Origin of the sequence: Micromonospora sp. CA-269861 (assembly GCF_050948505.1) — a bacterium.
Taxonomy (GTDB): domain Bacteria; phylum Actinomycetota; class Actinomycetes; order Mycobacteriales; family Micromonosporaceae; genus Micromonospora.
This window is the reverse complement of record NZ_CP192014.1, coordinates 2114840-2132267: the sequence shown is the minus strand read 5'-3', so window position 1 is coordinate 2132267 and position 17428 is coordinate 2114840. Positions and strand designations below refer to the sequence as shown.

The 17428-nt window shown below is 72.1% G+C and carries 14 protein-coding genes and 1 riboswitch; of the genes, 9 read left to right on the top strand and 5 right to left on the bottom strand.

Annotated features, from left to right (window positions below; genetic code table 11):
* Positions 1–46: 46 nt before the first annotated feature.
* Complete coding sequence (locus ACQP0U_RS09795) at positions 47–232, top strand: hypothetical protein (RefSeq protein WP_091401337.1); 186 nt, start codon at positions 47–49, stop codon at positions 230–232.
* Between the two features lie 16 nt (positions 233–248).
* On the opposite strand, the gene corA is transcribed toward ACQP0U_RS09795, so the two are convergent.
* Positions 249–1379, bottom strand: a complete 1131-nt coding sequence (gene corA, locus ACQP0U_RS09790; RefSeq protein ID WP_433317703.1) for a magnesium/cobalt transporter CorA — start codon at positions 1377–1379, stop codon at positions 249–251.
* 169 nt (positions 1380–1548) lie between these two features.
* On the opposite strand from corA, the gene ACQP0U_RS09785 reads away from it, so the two are divergent.
* The 5 genes from ACQP0U_RS09785 to ACQP0U_RS09765 all read left to right on the top strand — a co-directional run bounded on the left by ACQP0U_RS09785 (position 1549) and on the right by ACQP0U_RS09765 (position 6419).
* Complete coding sequence (locus ACQP0U_RS09785) at positions 1549–3507, top strand: amino acid transporter (protein ID WP_433317701.1); 1959 nt, start codon at positions 1549–1551, stop codon at positions 3505–3507.
* Positions 3508–3593: 86 nt separating this feature from the next.
* A riboswitch (SAM riboswitch) is annotated at positions 3594–3705 on the top strand.
* Between the two features lie 32 nt (positions 3706–3737).
* On the top strand, positions 3738–3878 hold the full coding sequence (locus tag ACQP0U_RS09780; protein WP_433317699.1) for a hypothetical protein: 141 nt from the start codon (positions 3738–3740) through the stop codon (positions 3876–3878).
* A 100-nt stretch (positions 3879–3978) separates the two neighbouring features.
* Complete coding sequence (locus ACQP0U_RS09775) at positions 3979–4860, top strand: ABC transporter substrate-binding protein (RefSeq protein ID WP_433317698.1); 882 nt, start codon at positions 3979–3981, stop codon at positions 4858–4860.
* A gap of 39 nt (positions 4861–4899) precedes the next feature.
* Entirely contained in the window at positions 4900–5679 is a 780-nt protein-coding gene (locus ACQP0U_RS09770) for an amino acid ABC transporter permease (protein WP_433317696.1), read from the top strand.
* Positions 5676–6419 (top strand): amino acid ABC transporter ATP-binding protein, encoded by a 744-nt coding sequence (locus ACQP0U_RS09765; RefSeq protein ID WP_433317694.1) that lies wholly within the window; start codon positions 5676–5678, stop codon positions 6417–6419. Before ACQP0U_RS09770 ends, ACQP0U_RS09765 begins: the two co-directional genes overlap by 4 nt.
* 71 nt (positions 6420–6490) lie before the next feature.
* Here ACQP0U_RS09765 and ACQP0U_RS09760 read toward each other — a convergent pair whose 3' ends face one another.
* Both ACQP0U_RS09760 and ACQP0U_RS09755 read right to left on the bottom strand, forming a co-directional pair.
* On the bottom strand, positions 6491–8065 hold the full coding sequence (locus ACQP0U_RS09760; RefSeq protein ID WP_433317692.1) for a Na+/H+ antiporter: 1575 nt from the start codon (positions 8063–8065) through the stop codon (positions 6491–6493).
* Positions 8066–8408: 343 nt separating this feature from the next.
* On the bottom strand, positions 8409–11747 hold the full coding sequence (locus ACQP0U_RS09755) for a BTAD domain-containing putative transcriptional regulator (protein WP_433317691.1): 3339 nt from the start codon (positions 11745–11747) through the stop codon (positions 8409–8411).
* Positions 11748–11874: 127 nt separating this feature from the next.
* Here ACQP0U_RS09755 and ACQP0U_RS09750 point away from each other — a divergent pair, with 127 nt between their 5' ends.
* From ACQP0U_RS09750 to ACQP0U_RS09740, 3 genes are all read left to right on the top strand, one after another.
* Positions 11875–12753 (top strand): alpha/beta fold hydrolase, encoded by an 879-nt coding sequence (locus ACQP0U_RS09750; protein WP_433317689.1) that lies wholly within the window; start codon positions 11875–11877, stop codon positions 12751–12753.
* 365 nt (positions 12754–13118) lie between these two features.
* Entirely contained in the window at positions 13119–13568 is a 450-nt protein-coding gene (locus ACQP0U_RS09745) for a hypothetical protein (RefSeq protein WP_433317687.1), read from the top strand.
* Positions 13565–13963, top strand: a complete 399-nt coding sequence (locus ACQP0U_RS09740) for a hypothetical protein (RefSeq protein ID WP_433317685.1) — start codon at positions 13565–13567, stop codon at positions 13961–13963. Before ACQP0U_RS09745 ends, ACQP0U_RS09740 begins: the two co-directional genes overlap by 4 nt.
* A gap of 44 nt (positions 13964–14007) precedes the next feature.
* Here the strand turns inward: ACQP0U_RS09740 and ACQP0U_RS09735 are convergent, their stop codons facing one another.
* Both ACQP0U_RS09735 and ACQP0U_RS09730 read right to left on the bottom strand, forming a co-directional pair.
* A complete protein-coding gene (locus ACQP0U_RS09735; protein ID WP_433317683.1) occupies positions 14008–16176 on the bottom strand; it encodes a hypothetical protein in 2169 nt (722 codons plus the stop codon).
* Positions 16177–16183: 7 nt separating this feature from the next.
* The gene (locus ACQP0U_RS09730) at positions 16184–17386 is read right to left on the bottom strand and encodes a low temperature requirement protein A (RefSeq protein WP_433317681.1); all 1203 of its coding nucleotides are present in this window, start codon (positions 17384–17386) and stop codon (positions 16184–16186) included.
* Positions 17387–17428: the final 42 nt, after the last annotated feature.

Below are 17428 nucleotides of genomic sequence, written 5' to 3'. Positions count from 1 at the left end.
CACCCCGCGCCGCCCACGGCGGCTTCGACGAGGAGAGGCAGGGCCCATGCAGGCTCAGCGCAGGCCACCGCGCACGGAGCGGAGCCAGACCCGGGATGACCGGACCGGCGGCGGGATGACCGGGGCGGCCACGCCACTGACGATCTGGGCGGCCGCCGTGCTGCTCGGCCGGATCGGTGCCGGCGACGACGACGTCGAGGACGAACGGCACATCCTGCGCGGCATCGAGTGAGTCCCGGCCGCGCGGCTCAGAGCCAGCCGCGCCGCTTGAAGATCACGTAGAGGGTGCCGCAGACCAGCAACATCAACAGCAGCGCGAAGAGGTAGCCGAAGCGCCAGTTCAGCTCCGGCATGTGCACGAAGTTCATGCCGTACACGGTGCCGATGAGCGTCGGAGCGAAGAGGATCGCCGCCCAGGACGAGACCTTCTTCAGCTCCTCGTTCTGGCTGTAGCTGGCCGCGGTGAGGCTGCGCATCTCCTCGTTCTGCTGCTGCGAGACGAGCGTGGCGTTGACGGTGAGGATGTTCTGCAACAGGTGCCGGAACCCGTCCACCCGCTCCACCACCTGGGTCAGGTGGTCGGTCACGTCGCGCAGGTAGCGACGCAGCTCCTCGTCCGCGCTGGCGCTGCCGGCGCCGTCGGCCAGCGCGTCGAGCACGCTGAGCAGGGGGCGGGCGGCCCGCTGGAACTGGATGACCTCGCGGCTGAGCCCGTAGATGCGCCGGCTCGCGTTCGGGTCACCACCGAACACCTGGGTCTCGATCTCGTCGATGTCGTTCTCCAGCCCGGCCACCACCGGCGCGTACCCGTCGACGACCTGGTCGAGGATCGCGTACAGGACTGCCTCCGGGCCGCGGGCGAGCATCTGCGCCTCGGTCTCCATCCGCCGCCGCACGGCGGCCAGATCCGGTGCCTCACCGTGTCGGACGGTGACCACGAAGCCCGGCCCGATGAACAGGTGCAGCTCGGAGAACTCGACCTCCTCCCGGAGGTCGTCGTAGCGGGCGGCGCGCAGCACCACGAAGAGGGTGTGCCCGTACCGCTCCAGCTTGGGCCGCTGATGGGCGTTGATCGCGTCCTCGACCGCCAGGTCGTGCAGCCGGAACTCGCGGGCCAGTGAGGTGATCTGGTCGATGTCGGGTCGGTACAGCCCGATCCAGGCCATCGCCCCGTCCTGCTCCTGGAGGCAGCGGTACGTCTCGGCAAGGCCGGACGGCGAGGCGAACCGGTGCCCCTGGATGTAGACCGCACTGTCCACCAGGCCGCCATCGGATGCAGGGGACGACTCCGTGGACGGCGGCACACCGACAGTCGTCTCGTACTCGTCGAGTTGGCGGCCGAAGCCACCACCCGGGCGGAAGCGACGGCCGCCGACCATGCCCTGTCCCCTCCCCCGGTGCCGTCCGGTCCGGCGCGCGCCCGCCAACCCGGGGGCGCTGCTTCCCCCCTGTCCCGAGCCCGAAACCCGCTGTGGCGTCGGCTGGGTTCCGCGCACCGGCGGACGGGGACGGCACGACGGGCGGATACTCACGGTGACCGTGGGCGGGATGACGGGGGACGCGCCGGTGACTGTCGACAGAGGCGCCGGCCGGTTGCGGGGGTGGTTGCTCGGAGCCGGGTCGGATCAGGCGGTGCAGCACCCGGGGCCGCACGGGCGTCCGCCGGAGCACCGGCACCACCCGTGGTGGAAGGTGATGTGCCTGACCGGTGTGGACTACTTCTCCACGCTGGGTTACCAGCCGGGCATCGCGGCGCTGGCCGCCGGGGCGCTCTCGCCGGTGGCGACAATGGTGCTGGTACTGGTGACCCTGCTGGGGGCGCTGCCGGTCTACCGGCGGGTGGCGGTGGAGAGCCCGCACGGTGAGGGCTCCATCGCGATGCTGGTACGCCTGCTGAGTTACTGGCCGGGCAAGTTGCTGGTGCTGGTGCTGCTCGGCTTCGTGGCCACCGACTTCATCATCACCATCACCCTCTCGGCCGCCGACGCGACGGCGCACATCGACGAGAACCCGTTCTGGCCGAGCGGGCTCAAGGGGCACGAGGTGGTGGTAACGCTGGTGCTCGTGTCACTGCTGGGCGCGGTGTTCCTCAAGGGGTTCACCGAGGCCATCGGGATCGCCGTCGTCCTCGTCGCGGTCTACCTGACCCTGAACGCGGTGGTGGTGGCCGACGCGCTGTGGCGGGTGGTGACACATCCGAGCGCGGTCGGCGACTGGACCACCATGCTGACCACCGGGCACGGTGATCCGTGGATGGTGGTCGGGCTGTCGCTGCTGGTCTTCCCGAAGCTGGCGTTGGGTCTGTCCGGCTTCGAGACCGGGGTGGCGGTCATGCCGAGCGTGCGGGGTGACCCGCAGGACTCGGAGGCCCGACCGCTGGGCCGGATCCGTGGCGCGCGCCGGCTGCTCACCACCGCAGCGGTGATCATGAGCGTCTTCCTGATCACCAGCAGCGTGACGACCACCGTGCTCATTCCGCCGGAGGCCTTCCAGCCGGGCGGGCCGGCGAACGGGCGGGCACTGGCCTATCTGGCGCACGCCCATCTCGGCGAGGTGTTCGGCACCATCTACGACCTGTCCACCATCGGAATCCTCTGGTTCGCCGGGGCATCGGCGATGGCTGGTCTGCTCAACCTCGTGCCGCGCTACCTGCCCCGCTACGGCATGGCCCCGACCTGGGCCCGAGCCGTCCGGCCGCTGGTGCTGGTCTTCACCGCCGTGGCGTTCCTGATCACGATCGTCTTCGAGGCCAGCGTGGACGCGCAGGGCGGCGCGTACGCCACAGGGGTCCTGGTGTTGATCACCTCGGCCGCGACGGCGGTGACGCTCGCGGCGCTGCGGCAACGTCAGCGGGGACGCACCATCGCGTTCGGAGTCATCGCGGTGATCTTCGTCTACACCACGCTGGCGAACGTGGTGGAGCGCCCGAGTGGCGTCAAGATCGCCGCGTGTTTCATCGGCGGGATCATCCTGGTTTCGGTGCTGTCCCGGTTGATGCGGGCCTACGAGCTGCGCGTCGACCACGTCGAACTGGACCGGGCCGCCGCCCGGATGATCGACGAACGCGCCGGGCGGCGGATCCGCCTCATCGCGCACGAACCCGACCGGCGCGACGAGGCGGAGTACCGCGCCAAGCTGGCGCAGACCATGGCGGACAACGACTTCCCGGACGACAGCGACGTCATCTTCGTCGAGGTCAGGGTCACCGACCCGTCCGACTTCGAGACCGAGCTGCTGGTCCGCGGCAGCGTGGTCGACGGCCACTTCCCGGTGCTCAGCCTGGCCAGCTCGTCGGTACCCACCGCGCTCGCCGCCCTGCTGCTGGAGATCCGCGACCGCAGCCGCCGACGCCCGCACATCTACTTCGAGTGGTCCGAGGGCGGCCCGACTCGCAACTTCCTGCGCTACCTGGCGTTCGGACAGGGCGCCATCGCCTCGGTGACCCGGGAGATCCTGCGCCGCCAGGAGCCCGACCCGCACCGTCGACCGCACGTGCACGCCAGCTGACCTGCCAGCGGGCAGCCCGTCGCGCACGGTGAGCGTGGTCATAACGACTGGACGACCCACCCGTTCCTGCTGCTAGCCTCGGCGCAGGTCATGAGCGCCAGCGCGAAGCCCCGGCTCGCTGGCCGGCAACCCTCCTCCGCGGTGGGGTGCCCCGGGTGAAGACCAGGCACCGGCACGACGTCGGTGCAAGCGTGGCCTGGCACCCAGGTCAGCACAGACCCGGGAGAACCATGCGCATCCTCAGCACCGCCCCACCGACCGACGTCGCGGACTCCCGCACCGGCCGACCCTCGCCCGCACTGACCCGGCGACGGCACGTGGACATGATGCGAATGTGCAGCGCCGCCTGTTGTCGCGGCACCGCGCTCTAGCACACCCCTTCCTGAACTCCTTTCCACAGGTACGCCCATCGGGCGCGCCGTCGGTGGCGCACACCCGTGCGCGCCGAGACACCACCCTTCGGAGACACCCGTGCGATTTCTTCCTGCCCTGACCCGCGCCGCAGCCCTGGGCGCGGCCACGATTCTCGCCGCCACCGCCCTCACCGCCTGCGGCGACGACAGCTCGTCCGACGCCACCGCCAACCCGTACGGTCTGGCGCAGCCGGGCGTGCTGCGCGCCGGCACGCTCACCGACGCCCCGCCGAACGTGTACCTCAAGGACGGGAAGTTCACCGGCTTCGACAACGACCTGCTGACCGCCGTGGCCGGCAAGCTCGGCCTCACTGTCGAGTTCGTCGGCACCGACTTCTCCGCGCTGCTCAGCCAGGTCAACAACCGCAAGTTCGACGTCGGCAGCTCCTCGATCACCATCACCGAGGCCCGCAAGAAGACAGTCGACTTCGGCAACGGCTACGACTTTGGCTACTTCGGCCTGGACGTCCCCGCCGGCTCGCCGATCACCAGCTTCGACCAGCTCACCGGCAAGCGGGTGGTGGTGGTGCAGGGCACCGTCCAGGACGACTACGCCACCGGCAAGCAGCTCAACCCGGTGCGGGTGCCGGACTACAACGGCGCGATCAACCAGCTCAAGGCGGGCACCGCCGACGCGTGGATCGCCCCGGCGGAGATCGGCGAGAAGTCGGCCGCCGACAGCAACGGCAAGATCACCGTGGCGGCCAAGCAGCTCAGCCCGGCACCTACCGCGTACGCCGTGGCCAAGGGCGGCGACAAGCTGCGCGCGGCGCTGAACAAGGGCCTGGACGAGGTCATCGCCGATGGCACCTGGAGCCGGTTGCAGGCGCAGTACTACCCGGGCCGGCCGATCCCGGCGGACTTCACGCCGGGCAGCGGCACGGTGCCGGTCCCGTCCGCGTCGACGGCGCCGTCGGCGTCCGCGTCGGCCGCGTCCTGAACCGGTGACGAGCGAGCGGGGCGGTAGGAGGGACGACCGATGGATCCGTTGAGCACCCTGTGGGAGACCTTCTTCGACTGGGACGCGATGCGCGAGGCGCTGCCCGAGATGCTGACCGTCGGGTTGCCCAACACGCTGATCCTGGCGGTCTCCGCCGCCCTGCTCGGCTCGGTGCTGGGCCTGCTGCTGGCCGTCGCCGGAATCTCCCGCAGCCGCTGGTTGCGCTGGCCGGCGCGGGTCTACACGGACGTGTTCCGGGGGCTGCCGGCCGCGGCGACGATCCTGCTGATCGGCGTCGGGCTGGCCCCGCTGGGCATGCAGGTCTGGGGGCCGGACCCCTACCCGTTGGGCATCCTGGCGCTGTCGCTCATCGCCGCCGCGTACATGGGGGAGATCTTCCGGTCGGGCATCCAGTCGGTGGAGGCCGCCCAGTTGGAGGGCGCCCGCGCTCTCGGCTTCTCCTGGCGCGACGCGATGCGGCTGGTGATCATTCCGCAGGGCATCCGGCGGGTGCTGCCGGCCTGGGTGAACCAGCTGATCGCGCTGATCAAGGACTCCAGCCTGGTCTACTTCCTCGGCCTGGTGGCCAGCCAGCGGGAGCTGTTCCGGATCGGGCAGGACTACGCGGCCACCACCGGCAACGAGTCGGCGCTGCTGCTGGCGGGGCTCTTCTACCTGGCGCTGACCGTCCCGCTGACGCACGTCGTCAACTGGATCGACAGGCGGCTGCGCAACGGCCGGCCGGCCACCGCGTCGACCGAAGAGGACGACGACGACGACACCGCGTCGTACGTTGCGACGGAAGGAGAACGGCGATGACCACCGCCACGACGACCTCGGTCAGCCTCGACGTACGCGACGTGCACCTCGCCTTCGGACCGAACCGGGTGCTGCGCGGCGTCGACCTCGCGGTGCCGCGCGGCGCAACGGCCTGTGTCATCGGCCCGTCCGGGTCGGGCAAGTCCACCCTGCTGCGCACCATCAACCGCCTCATCGAACCGGACCGGGGCGATGTGCTGTTGGACGGGCGCAGCGTGCTGGACGACGACCCGGACGCGCTGCGGCAGCGGGTGGGCATGGTGTTCCAGCAGTTCAATCTCTTCCCGCACATGAGCGTGCTGCGCAACGTCACGCTGGCGCTGCGCCGACTGCGCAAGCTCGGTGCGGACGAGGCGGAGACTGTCGCCCGGGCCCAGTTGGAGCTGGTGGGGCTGGCCGGCAAGGCGAACTCTCGACCGGCGCAGCTCTCCGGTGGTCAGCAGCAGCGGGTCGCGATCGCCCGCGCGCTGGCGCTGCGGCCCGAGGTGATGCTCTTCGACGAGGCGACGTCGGCGCTCGACCCGGAGCTGGTCAAGGGCGTCCTCGGGGTGATGGCCGACCTCTCCGCCGCCGGGATGACCATGGTGGTGGTGACCCACGAGATGGGCTTCGCCCGGCAGGTCGCCGACACCGTCGCCTTCATGGACCGGGGCGTGGTGCTGGAGGCCGGACCGCCCGAGGCGATCTTCGAGCGGGCCGAGCATCCGCGTCTTCGCCGGTTCCTCGACCAGGTGCTCTGAGACTGCCGCTCTGAGACCTGCCGTCTGAGACCCAGTGCTCTGAGCCGCGCCGGTCAGACGGCCACCGCGGCTCAGTCGCTGGGTCCGCGCCCCAGCAGCCGGATCTCCTCGTTGTCAAGGGCGGCCTGGAGTTCCTGGAGTACCAGGTCGTCGATCTCCCGGTTGTCGCGCAGTCGGGTGACCTCCCGCCTCTTGTGGGCGAGGACGCCGAGACGCAGTCGGCGTTCCAGCCGGCGCTCCTCGGCGGTGCTCCCGCCGCTCTCGTTGAGGTCCTGCAGATGCCGCTGGTACTCGGCCTCCAGCCGACGTACCGAGTCGTCCTGGGCACCGACCTCGGCGGCGACCTGGGGAAGTGCCGCCAGGCCCACCTCGGTGGCCCGGCGCCGGGCGTTGCGGGCCTCGTCGACGCGTTCCGGGTCGCCGCTGAGCCCGGCCCAGCGCACGACCAACGGCAGAGTGGTGCCCTGCAGGAGCATGATCAGCACGATCACCAGCGCGGTGACGAAGATGATCAGATCACGTTCGACCACCGGTCGGCCGTTGACCATCACCGTCGGGACGGCCAGGGCGGCGGCGAGCGACACGGCGCCACGGAAACCGGACCAGCCCGCGACGGTCCCCACCCGCCAGGCGGACGGCCCCTGGGCCTGGTCCAGGATTCGGCGATGTCGTAGCCGCGCCGACTGCGCGGTGAGGTAGACGAAGATCAGTCGGGTGCCGATCACGACCAGGGTGACCACCAGCACGATCAGTAGAGCCCGCTCGGGCGAGGTGCTGGTGATGCTTCTGACCGACCGGGGGATCTGCGTGCCGAGCAGGACGAACAACCCGCCATTGATCAGGAAGGTGCTCAGGTCCCAGAACGCGTACGCCAGCACCCGGGACCGGGCGCGGATCACCCGGGGGCCGGCGTAGGACAGCACCAGGCCGGCGACCACCACCGCCAGCACACCGCTGGCGTGCACCATGTCGGCGAGCAGGAACGCGGCGAACGGTGTGAGCACACTGAGCGCGCCCTCGCGCAGCGGATCGTCGAGCCGTTTGCGGACCAGCACCACGGCGCCCCCCACCAGCAGGCCGGCCACCACACCGCCGACGCTGGCGCCGACGAACTCCTCGCCGATGCCCAGCACGCCCGGCTCGGCGCTCTGGCTGAGCAGTCCCACTGTCACAGCGAAGACCACAAGCGCGGTGCCGTCGTTGATCAGACTCTCCGCGTGCAGGGTGGTGAGCAGCTTCCGGGGCAGCCGTTTGGCCAGACCGGTGACGGCGGCGGCGTCGGTCGGCGCGAGGACCGCGCCGAGGACCCAGGCGGCGGCGGGGTTCACCCCGAACGCCTGCGCGGTGAACGACACCGTGACCATGGTGAGCACCACCAGCACCACGGCGAGCAGCCCGATCACCGGCAGGTTGGCCCGGATCTCCCGCAGGCTGATGGTGAGGCTCTCCCGGTACAGGATCGCCGGCAGGAAGATCAGCAGGACCAGGTCGGGTTCCAGGGTGACCTCGGACAGCGGCGGAGTGAGCCCGAGCAGCACACCCAACGCGATGAGCAGGACCGGCGGGGCGACCCGGTACCGGCCGCCGAGGGTGGTGCCGACGAGGACGGTGACGCCGAGCGCCACGATCAGGATGAGCGCCTCCACGCGTACCCCCCTCGGACCGTGGCCGGCCGCGGACGCGCCGACGGTTCCATCTGACCGCACCCGACGGTGGGTTCCGCCAGAAACCGGAAAGTCGCCTCTCGGTCGCAACGAGCCCTGGGCCTGGAACAACTGACCCCGCACCAGTGGCGTCCCGGGTTGGGTCGACATCGCATGTCGCCGCGCGACGGGCGCTGCCCGGCGTTCGGCTCGACGGTTGTTCGTAGATCTTGGACACTTTCCGTTCGCGCAAGACGGAAAGTGTCCAAGATCTCGCAGTAGGTACGTCGCCAACGGTTGAATGAAGTGCCGGCCCTGGCATCGGGCAGCACTCGCCCGGTGGCGCTCAGGTTGGGTCGTCGGCCCGGACGCGCGCGGTGAGCACTCGGGCCGTACGGCGGTGCTCGGCGGCTTCCTCGTCGCGGCCCAGCGCGGCGGCCAGATCGGCGAGGTGCCCGGCCACCGGGCCGACGGTGACCACACCGCTGCCGGCGGCCACTTCGGTGGCGGCCGGGCGGAGCGCGGCGGCGGCGCGTTCCATTGTGGGCCGGTCGCCGACGGCGAGCGCCGCCCGAGCGGTGAGGCACAGCCGCACCTCCCGCAGCAGGTCGTGCGGCCCGTCCGGAAGAGCCCGCAGCGCCGCTCCGGCGGCTTTGCGGTCGCCGGCGGCGGCGAGCAGCAGGGGCTGCACCCAGGGCTCGTGCGGGCCCCAGTCCAGCCGCGCCCAGTCCGTGTCGTCCGGCCCGGGAATCGGCCGCCCTCCGGGGGCCAGCCGGGTGTCACCTGCCGACGGGGCGTTGCCCACTGCGTCGGCCAGGCGCAGGCCGAGCAGGGCGAGCGGCAGCAACCCCTGGGCCAGGCCCGGCATCGCGTCGGCGGGCAGTCGTTCAGCGGCAGCACGGTACGCGGTTGCCGCGGCGTCCCGGTCGCCGCCCAACGCCAGGCGCAGCGCGGCGTACCACCGGGTGAGGACGCCGACCAACGGCAGCTCGTACCGTTCGGCGAGGCGGTCGGCGGCGCGCGCGTGGGCGTCGGCGGCGGGCCGGTCGGCCAGCGCGCAGTTGGCCTGGACCAGGACGAGGTGGCCGAGCACCTCGAAGGTCACCAGGTGGTGCCGGACGGCCAGGTCGACCAGTTCGACGCCGATCCGGGCCCGCGCGTCGGCCAGACCGACGCGCTGGAAAGCGTGCATGAAGCGGGCGTTGAGTGCGAAGGCCAACAGTCCGGGATCCCCGATGCCGCGGGCGATCGTCTCGGCCTCGTCGGCGGCGCGGCGGCCACGATCGGTGGTGGTGCCGCGCAGCTCCAGCGCGAGGGTGCTCAGCAGCCGGCTGCGCTGCGCCGAGCGGACCGGGCCGAGCGCGGTCAGGGCGTGTTCGGCGGCTCGGACGATGTGCCCGGACAGCAGCTCGTCGTCGTTGCGCGTCCAGCTGGCGGGCACGTCGAAGCCGGCCAGCGTCTCCTGGATCAGCAGGGGGTCACCGGTGGACTCGGCGGCGGTGATCGCCTCGGCCCGCCGTCGCCGCGCCTCGGCCAGCCGGCCCGTCACGGCCAGCGCCCGTCCCAGGCCGAGCAGCGCGGTCACCCGCCCGCGCGGCTCGACCCCACCGGCGCGGTCGTACGCGTCGATCGCCTGGCCCCACAGCCGGGTTGCCTCGTGGGGGTTGCCGCTCCGTTCGGCCCGCTCGGCCGCCGTTCGGGCGTACGTCGACGCCTCGGCGGCGGCGACCGGCCCACCGGCACGCAGGAGGTGGTACGCGAGATCCGCCGGTTCGACGGGTTCCCGCTGTCTCAGCACCTCGGCGACGGCCGCGTGCCAGGCGGAGCGGCGCGGCGCGGACAGGTCGGCGTAGAGCGTGTCGCGGACCAGGATGTGGGTGAAGCGCAGCCGCCCGTCGGACTCCCGCTCGGTGAGGAACCCGGCCGCCAGGGCGCGGTCAACGGCGTCCAGCGCCACCGTCGGGTCACCGGCCAACGCGGCCAGCACGTCCGGGTCGAGGTCCCGGCCGAGCACTGCCGCCTGCCGCAGCACGGTACGGGTCGAGGCGGGCAACTGCGCCAACCGGTGCCGGATCACGTCGCGTACGCCGGGCGGCACGGCGGCCAGCCCCGCCTCCCCCGCGTCCGCGTAGAGCTGGGCAAGTTCGCGGACGAAGAACGGGTTACCACCGCTGCGTCGCTGGATCGACCGGGCGGTGGCCGGATCCAGTGCCGACCCGACGATGGCGGCGGCCAGCTCACCGGTCGCCGACGCGGGTAGGCCGGCGAGATACTCGCGGACCGGCTCCAGGCCGGCGGCGCGGGCCAGGGTGGCTGTCAACTCCGGGCTGATCTCGGTGGCCCGGTAGGTGCCGAGGATCAGCACCGGCCCGCCGGCCGGTTGCGGACCGGTGAGCAGTGCTGTCAACAGGTCCAGGGTGTCACCGTCGGCGCGGTGCAGGTCGTCGAGGACCAGGAGGACCGGCCCTCGCTCGGCGACCGCCGAGAGCAGCGACGCCGCCGCACGGTGCCGACGAAATCGGCTCTCGGCGGGGCCAGCCGGGCCGGCTGCCGGCGCGACGGCCGTGACGGGAGCAGCGGCCCCGGTGAGCGCGTCGGTGATCTGGGTCCAGGGCCAGGCTGGCGGGGCGCCCTCGTACTCGGGGCTGCGTCCCCACGCGGTGGTCCAACCGTCGGCGGCGAGTCGCCGGGTCAGGGCCTCGGCCAGCGCCGTCTTGCCGGCGCCCGGGTCGCCGCTGAGCAGGGCGAGCGTGGGTCGGTGCCGTCGGGACGCGGCCTCGGCGGCGCGCCGAAGCCGCTCCAGCTCCGTGTCGCGGCCGACGAACGGGCGCTGCCCCACTTCGACGTGTCGAACAGGTTCCCCGGGGCCGGGGGTGGCGGCCCGTTCGAGGGGCGGGGTGAGGTGCGGCGCCTGGGCCAGGATGTCGGCTTCCAGCCGTCGCAGCTCGGGCCCCGGGTCCACGCCCAGCTCGGTTACCAGGACGTGGCGGGCCTCCCGCAGCGCGGCCAGCGCGTCGCCCTGCCGGCCGGCGCGGTACCGGGCCACCGCGAGCAGCCGCCAGGCGTCCTCGCGCAGCGGATGGCTGGCAAGGTGGGCCGGTAGGTCCGCGGCGGCCTCGTCCGGTCGGCCCAGCGCCAGGAGCGCCTCGGCCCGCCGCTCGACGGCGAGCATCCGCAGCTCGTTCAGCCGGTTGATCTCCGCGACCGCCCAGGACTCGTTGGCGCAGTCGGCGTAGGCAGGCCCGCGCCAGAGCCCGAGCGCCGCGTCGAGGGCGGCCAGGGCCGGCGCGGGATGTCCGGTTGCCAGCAGTCGGGCCGCCTCCCCGACGGCCGCCTCGAACCGTCCGGCGTCCACCGCTTCCGGGGCGGCCCTCAACACGTACCCGGGCGGCTCGGTGACCAGGATCCGGGGTGGCTGCCGGGGTGGTCGATCAGGCTCCAGGGCCCGGCGCAGGTCGGCGACGAAGGTCCGGATCGCGCCCACCGCACCGTCCGGGGCGACCTCCCAGAGGTCGTCGACGAGGCGGTCCACCGGCACCACCCGACCGTGGGCGATCAACAACCGGCCCAGCACCAGGCGCTGGCGGTGTCCCCGCAGGGCGACCGGGCCGCGCTCGGTCGCGGCGGTCACCGGCCCGAGCACGCCGAAGGTCACCGCGACGGGCGCCGTCAACTGCCTGGTCATGGCACCACAGTAGGCCGGCGCTGATCCGACGCTGACCGGCTGCTGATCACCGCCGGGCAGGCTCGACGAGGTACGACGGCGACGGGCCACCGCCCCCGCCGGCACCTGCTCACCAGGAAGGTTCCCCGTGGACCCCAGGATCAACGGATTCGACCACCGACGCGTCACCGTCGCCGACGGTGTGACGCTCAACGCCGCCGTGGGCGGTTCCGGGCCGCCGATCGTGCTGTTGCACGGCTTTCCGCAGACCCACCTGATGTGGCGGCACGTCGCGGCCGACCTGGCCGCCGACCACACGGTCATCTGCCCCGACCTGCGCGGCTACGGCGACAGCGACAAGCCCGTCGACACCGACGGCACCGCGTACGCCAAGCGCACCATGGCCGCCGACATCGTGGCGCTGGCCGGCGCGCTCGGTCACGACCGGTTCGCCCTGGCCGGGCACGACCGGGGCGCTCTTGTCGCGTTCCGCGCCGGCCTCGACCATCCGGAGGCGATCAGTCAGCTGGCCCTGCTCGACGTGCTGCCCACCCTCGACATGTGGGACGTGCTGCACGGCGCCAGCGCCGCTGTGGCGTTTCACCTGTACCTGATGGCGCAGCCGCCCGGCCTGCCCGAAGAGCTGATCGCCGGCAGCCCGGACGCCTTCTTCGGTCATTTCCTGGACGTCTGGACCCGTGATCCGGAGGCCCTGCCGACGGACGTGCGGGCCGCGTACCTGCGCGCGTCGCGCAACGCGGTGCCCTCGATCGTCGCCGATTATCGGGCGTCGGCCGGGATCGACGTGGCGCACGACGCCGCTGACCGGGCGGTCGGGAACCAGCTGCGGATGCCGGTGACGGTGCTCCAGCAGGACTGGGGCGCGGCGCTGGGCTACGACGCGGCGGCCGTGTGGCGGGCCTGGGCGCCGGACCTGGATCACCAGACGGTCACCTGCGGGCATTTCATGGCCGAGGAGGCACCGGCCGAGGTGGTCCGGGCGCTGCGCGCGCTGCTCGCCCGCTGATCGATGGACGACCCGGCCACCTGTCACCCTCGGCAAGATATCCGACACTGTTTGTCACCGGGGGTGGTGGCGGCCGGGTCGTCGCGCGCTATCCGTCCCACGGCCCAAAAACGGCCTACAAACAGGCTCTGACCTGCGGAAATGCGACGTTACACCAGGTGGACGCCAAGCGGTCATCGGTGATACACAGGCAGATAACGGCAGCCAACGACGTCGCGTCGCTCTCTCTTCTCGCCCAACGACCGTCCACAGGCAACGCACCAGTGGTCTTCGCCGCACGGACCGCAGCTCGACAGTCGCGACCCACCGAACGGCACTGGTCCACCGGCCGCTGCCGGACGCCGGTCCTCGACCAAGGAGTTGCCGTGGGAAACCTACGTATCCGATCCCGCCACCAACCGTACGAGATCGCTGTCCTGGCCGCAGCGCCTCTCTGCGGCATTCTGATGATGACCCTCAACGTCCGGCCGACGTCCGTTCAGACGTCGATGCCGGCGCCGATCCAGGTCGCCTGGGAGATGGGTCTGATCGCGGTGGGCGTGGGTGGGCTACTGGGCATCCTGTGGCCCGGCCGGCTCTCCACCGGGCTCGGCCTCGAACTCGCGTCGGTGCTGGTGCTCGGCACGATCACCGGCATGTACGCGGTGGCCGTGCTGGTCATGTCGGGCCGAAATTCAATAGTCGCGACGTCATTCGTGATGGCGGTGACTGTCGGGTCGCTCTGGCGGGCCGCGCAGATCGTCATCGATCTGCGCCGCCTGGCCCGGGCCTGCGAGATTGTCCCCTACGAACAGCTCCAGGCAGGTGTCACGTGATTACCGCACCCGCGCCGGCCGCACCGCACTGGGTGCAGGTGGCGCTCAGCGTGCTCGGCATCCTCGGCGGGGGCACCGGCCTGGCCGCGATCGCCACAGTCGTGGTGCAGCGGGGCAAGTTCAAGGCCGATGCCGCCGACACGCTCACCGAGGCCGCCCTCACGCTCGTGCAGCCGTTGCAGACGCGGATCACCCAGTTGGAGGGCGAGGCGTTCAGCGCGCGGTCCGAGCTGGGCACGCTCCGCGAGCAGGTCAACCAGTTGCAGTTCGTGGTCCGGGTGCTCACCCGGACGCTGGACCGCTGGCGTGCCGCGATCCGCGCCCCCGACGCCACGCTGCGGAAGGTCCGCGCGACGGTGGCGGAGTCCGACCGGATTCCCGAGATGGAGCGCTGACCGGCGTCGTGTTCCAGCACTGCCCGCCCCATGAACGGCACGGCTCAGCCAGCGCCGCGGAGGCGTTCGGCGAGTTCACGAACCGCCGCCCGGAACTCGGGGTCGGTCTCGCCCGGCTGGTGCCCCCGTAACGGCGGCGCGGACCGCTCCCCCGGTGCCGGCAGCAGGTCCGGTGGGTCCCGCAACCGCCTGTCGACCTGACCCGCCGGATCGGCCGGGTCCGGGGATGGATCGCCGGGCCGGTGCGCGGCGAAGATCCACCCGCCGACCGGGTCGGTGTCCCGCCAGAGGTTGAGCCACCGCCACTCCACCCGCTCCCCCACCTCGCGCAGCACCTCCTCGTTGAGGTAGGCCGGAAAGAGCCGGGCGTACAGGCGGTCCAGCGGTGACCCGTAGGTGAGCAGCGCGACCCGTTCACGTACACGCGGGGGCAGCCGCAGCACCGCGAGAGCGAGCAGCACGGAGCCATGGCTGTGTCCACAGAGCAGCACCCCGGTGTGCCGCTCGGCCAGTTGGGTGATCCGGTCGGCCAACTCCGGCACGGCGCGGTCGGCGTAGCTCGGGGGCGCGAACGGGTGTGCGGCGCGCGGCCAGAAGGTTCCCAGGTCCCACAGGATGCCGACGTGCCGGCGGAACCACGTGGTCCGGTAGGCGAACGCGCCGGCCGCGAACAGCAGGAGAAGCACCGCGGCGAGCAGGTAGGTGCTCCAGGTGAACCCCATCTCGACGACTTCCGGCGGCAACCCGAGGAGCCGCCGCGCCAGTTCCTCGGGTTCACGCCCGGTCCGCCCCAGCAGACTCGTGCTCAGTCCGACCACCGCGAGCACCGCGTACGTGGCGGACAGCAGGCCCAGCCACTCGGTGAACCGCGCCCGGGCGATGGCCCTCGTCGCCAGCCGCAGCCGCCCGACCGCTTCCGGCGGCACGACCGGGAAGTCGCGACTGGCGATCGCCGCCGCCGCACGGTAGCGGCGTCGCCGCGACAGGACGGTCAGGGCGCCGCACAGCAGCGCGGCCGAGGTTACGTGCAGGAAGAAGGCCAGAAGCGTCCAGCGGTACGGCGAGGGCGGCCCACCACCGTCGGGATAGCCGCCCAGCAACTCCCCGCTCTGGTAGACGAGGCCGGTGGAGAGCGCGCCGCCCAGGCCGACGGCGAAGGCCGCGATGACCGCCGCGCCCAGTCCGCGGCGCAGCGTGGACCGTCCGCCCGCGTGACCGCGATGCCACAGCACCAACCCGCTGAGCAGCACGAGCAGGATCATCTGACCGAACAGCGCCGCACCAGCGATTCCGCCGTAGCCGGGGAGCCCGGCCGACGACGGCCAGCCGGGCGCGTCGCGCGCCACGATGACGAGGGTCGCCACGGTCAGGCCGACAGCCACGACGGCTGTCGTGCGGGCGGTCCGTTCCGCAGTTCGCGCGGTCGCGGCCCTGTCGATCAGCCCCGGGACGGCGAGCAGGGCGACGCAGGCCAGCAGCACCGCCGCGCTGAGCGTCAGCAGCACCGTCGTCGCGACCGTCGCGCCGGCGGCACGACGGGCCACGAGCAGCACGAGATCGAGTACGGCGAGCGCGGCGGCGACGTGGATCGCGCGCAGCCGCCGCACCAGCGGCTCGACGGCCCACAGCGCGTTGCCGGGCGGACGGGACCGGCGGGTGCCCATGAGTCGGAGCAACCCGATGGCGGCGATCGGCACGAGCGCCAGCACGGCCAGCCGCTGCCCGACGTGCCGTCCGTCGACCCCGACCATCGACTCGAAGGGGGCGCGGCAGCGGGCCGCGCCGAGGCACTGCCAGGCGAACAGGTCGAGGGCGACCCCGGCGATGGACACCACGTACAGCACGGTGAGGTTGAGCGCGAGGAGCCGGCACAGCACGGTGACCCCGGCGGCGCTGTGACGACAGGTGGGCCGCATCCAGACCGCCACGTTGCTGAACATGAACGGCAGCAGGAAGACCATGGAGAGGGTCCGGGCCACGGTGCCCGACGGCAGGTCACCCCAGCGGTACGCCTCGAGCGTCACGCCGTCCGGGTCGGCGCCGTCCCGTCGGTCGGTGCGGTGGAAGCCCCCACGGTCGTCGCCGGCGACCTGCCGGACCGACGCCCGGTCGAGGATGACAGCGGGTTCCGCCCCGGACACACCGTGCACCCGCAACTCCACCACGTCCGGTCTTCGCGGCTGGTCGCCGTGCTCCGGCGCGCCCTCAGGCATCGGGCGGCTACCCATGCCGCAGCTGGTCGGGCGGTTCGCGTCCACCGGACTGTCGAATGAACCGCTGCAGTCCGGGCATCGCGTCGACCAGGACGATCAGCAGCAGCACCCCGGCGATGACGGCACTGTTGACAACCTGCGGAAGCCTCGCGGTCGCCAGCCCGGCCACGATGATGGCCGGCACGCCGACCAGGCGCGCCCAGGGCAGGCTGCCGTCGACCACCGCCGCGACCAGGATCCGGGCAGTCAGGAACAGCGCGGGGCCGATGACGCCGACGGCCAACTGATCCGCGTGGTGTTCCCGCGGATCGTCGATCGTCATCTCCATGGCCACCGAGGTGGCCAGCACACCGGCGATCATGACGAGGTGCAGGTAGCCCGCCAGAAGGGTCAACCTGCTGCCGGGCGGCCCCGCCGCCTCGATGCGGGCGCCCAGCCGCCCGCCGGCGGGCACCAGGTACAGCCGGGCGAGGGCCACCGCGGTCACGAACGCCATGCCGAAGGCCAGCGTGCTGTCCCGGTCCAGGCCGGAATCGCTGTACGTGACGCCGGAGATCAGGATCAGCTCACCCAGGGCGATGATGAAGATCTGTTGGTACCGCTCGGAGAGGTGCGTGCCGCTCACCTGGAGTTCCGGCCAGGTGCTCCGCCCGAGCCGCGGGAACGGCCAGCGCAGCCGTGCCATGGAGTACTCCAGCACGAGGGCGAGCGCCCAGAGCACTTCCCGGGCCGGGGCCACGGCCGCCCCGACCACCCACAGCACACCGGAGATCGCGAACCAGATCGCGACCCGCAGGCTGCGCAGCTGCAGCGGATGCCCCCGCAGGGCGGGGATCAGGATCGCCCCCCGACCCACATGGATGGCCACGTAGGCGATGGCGAACACCATCGCGTGCCCGTCGAACGCGGTGGGTACGGCCGCGGCCATCAGCAGGCCACCGAACATCACCCAGAGCAACAGGGCGACGATCAACGGGGCGCGTGGGTCGAACCAGTCCGCCGACCAGGCCGTCACGAACCACACCCACCAGAGCGCCGCCAACATCAGCACGACCCGGAAGCCGCCGCCGAGGCTGAGGTCGTCGAGCAGCGCCCGCGACAACCGGGTCAGCGCGAAGATGAATGCCAGGTCGAAGAAGAGCTCCAGGAACGACGCCTTGCCCGGGTTCTCACGCCGTAGCAGCAGCCGTCCCGGAAGCCCGCCCGCCATCGCCATCCTTCCCCGGCCCGCAGCTGCCACCGCCGCCCCAGT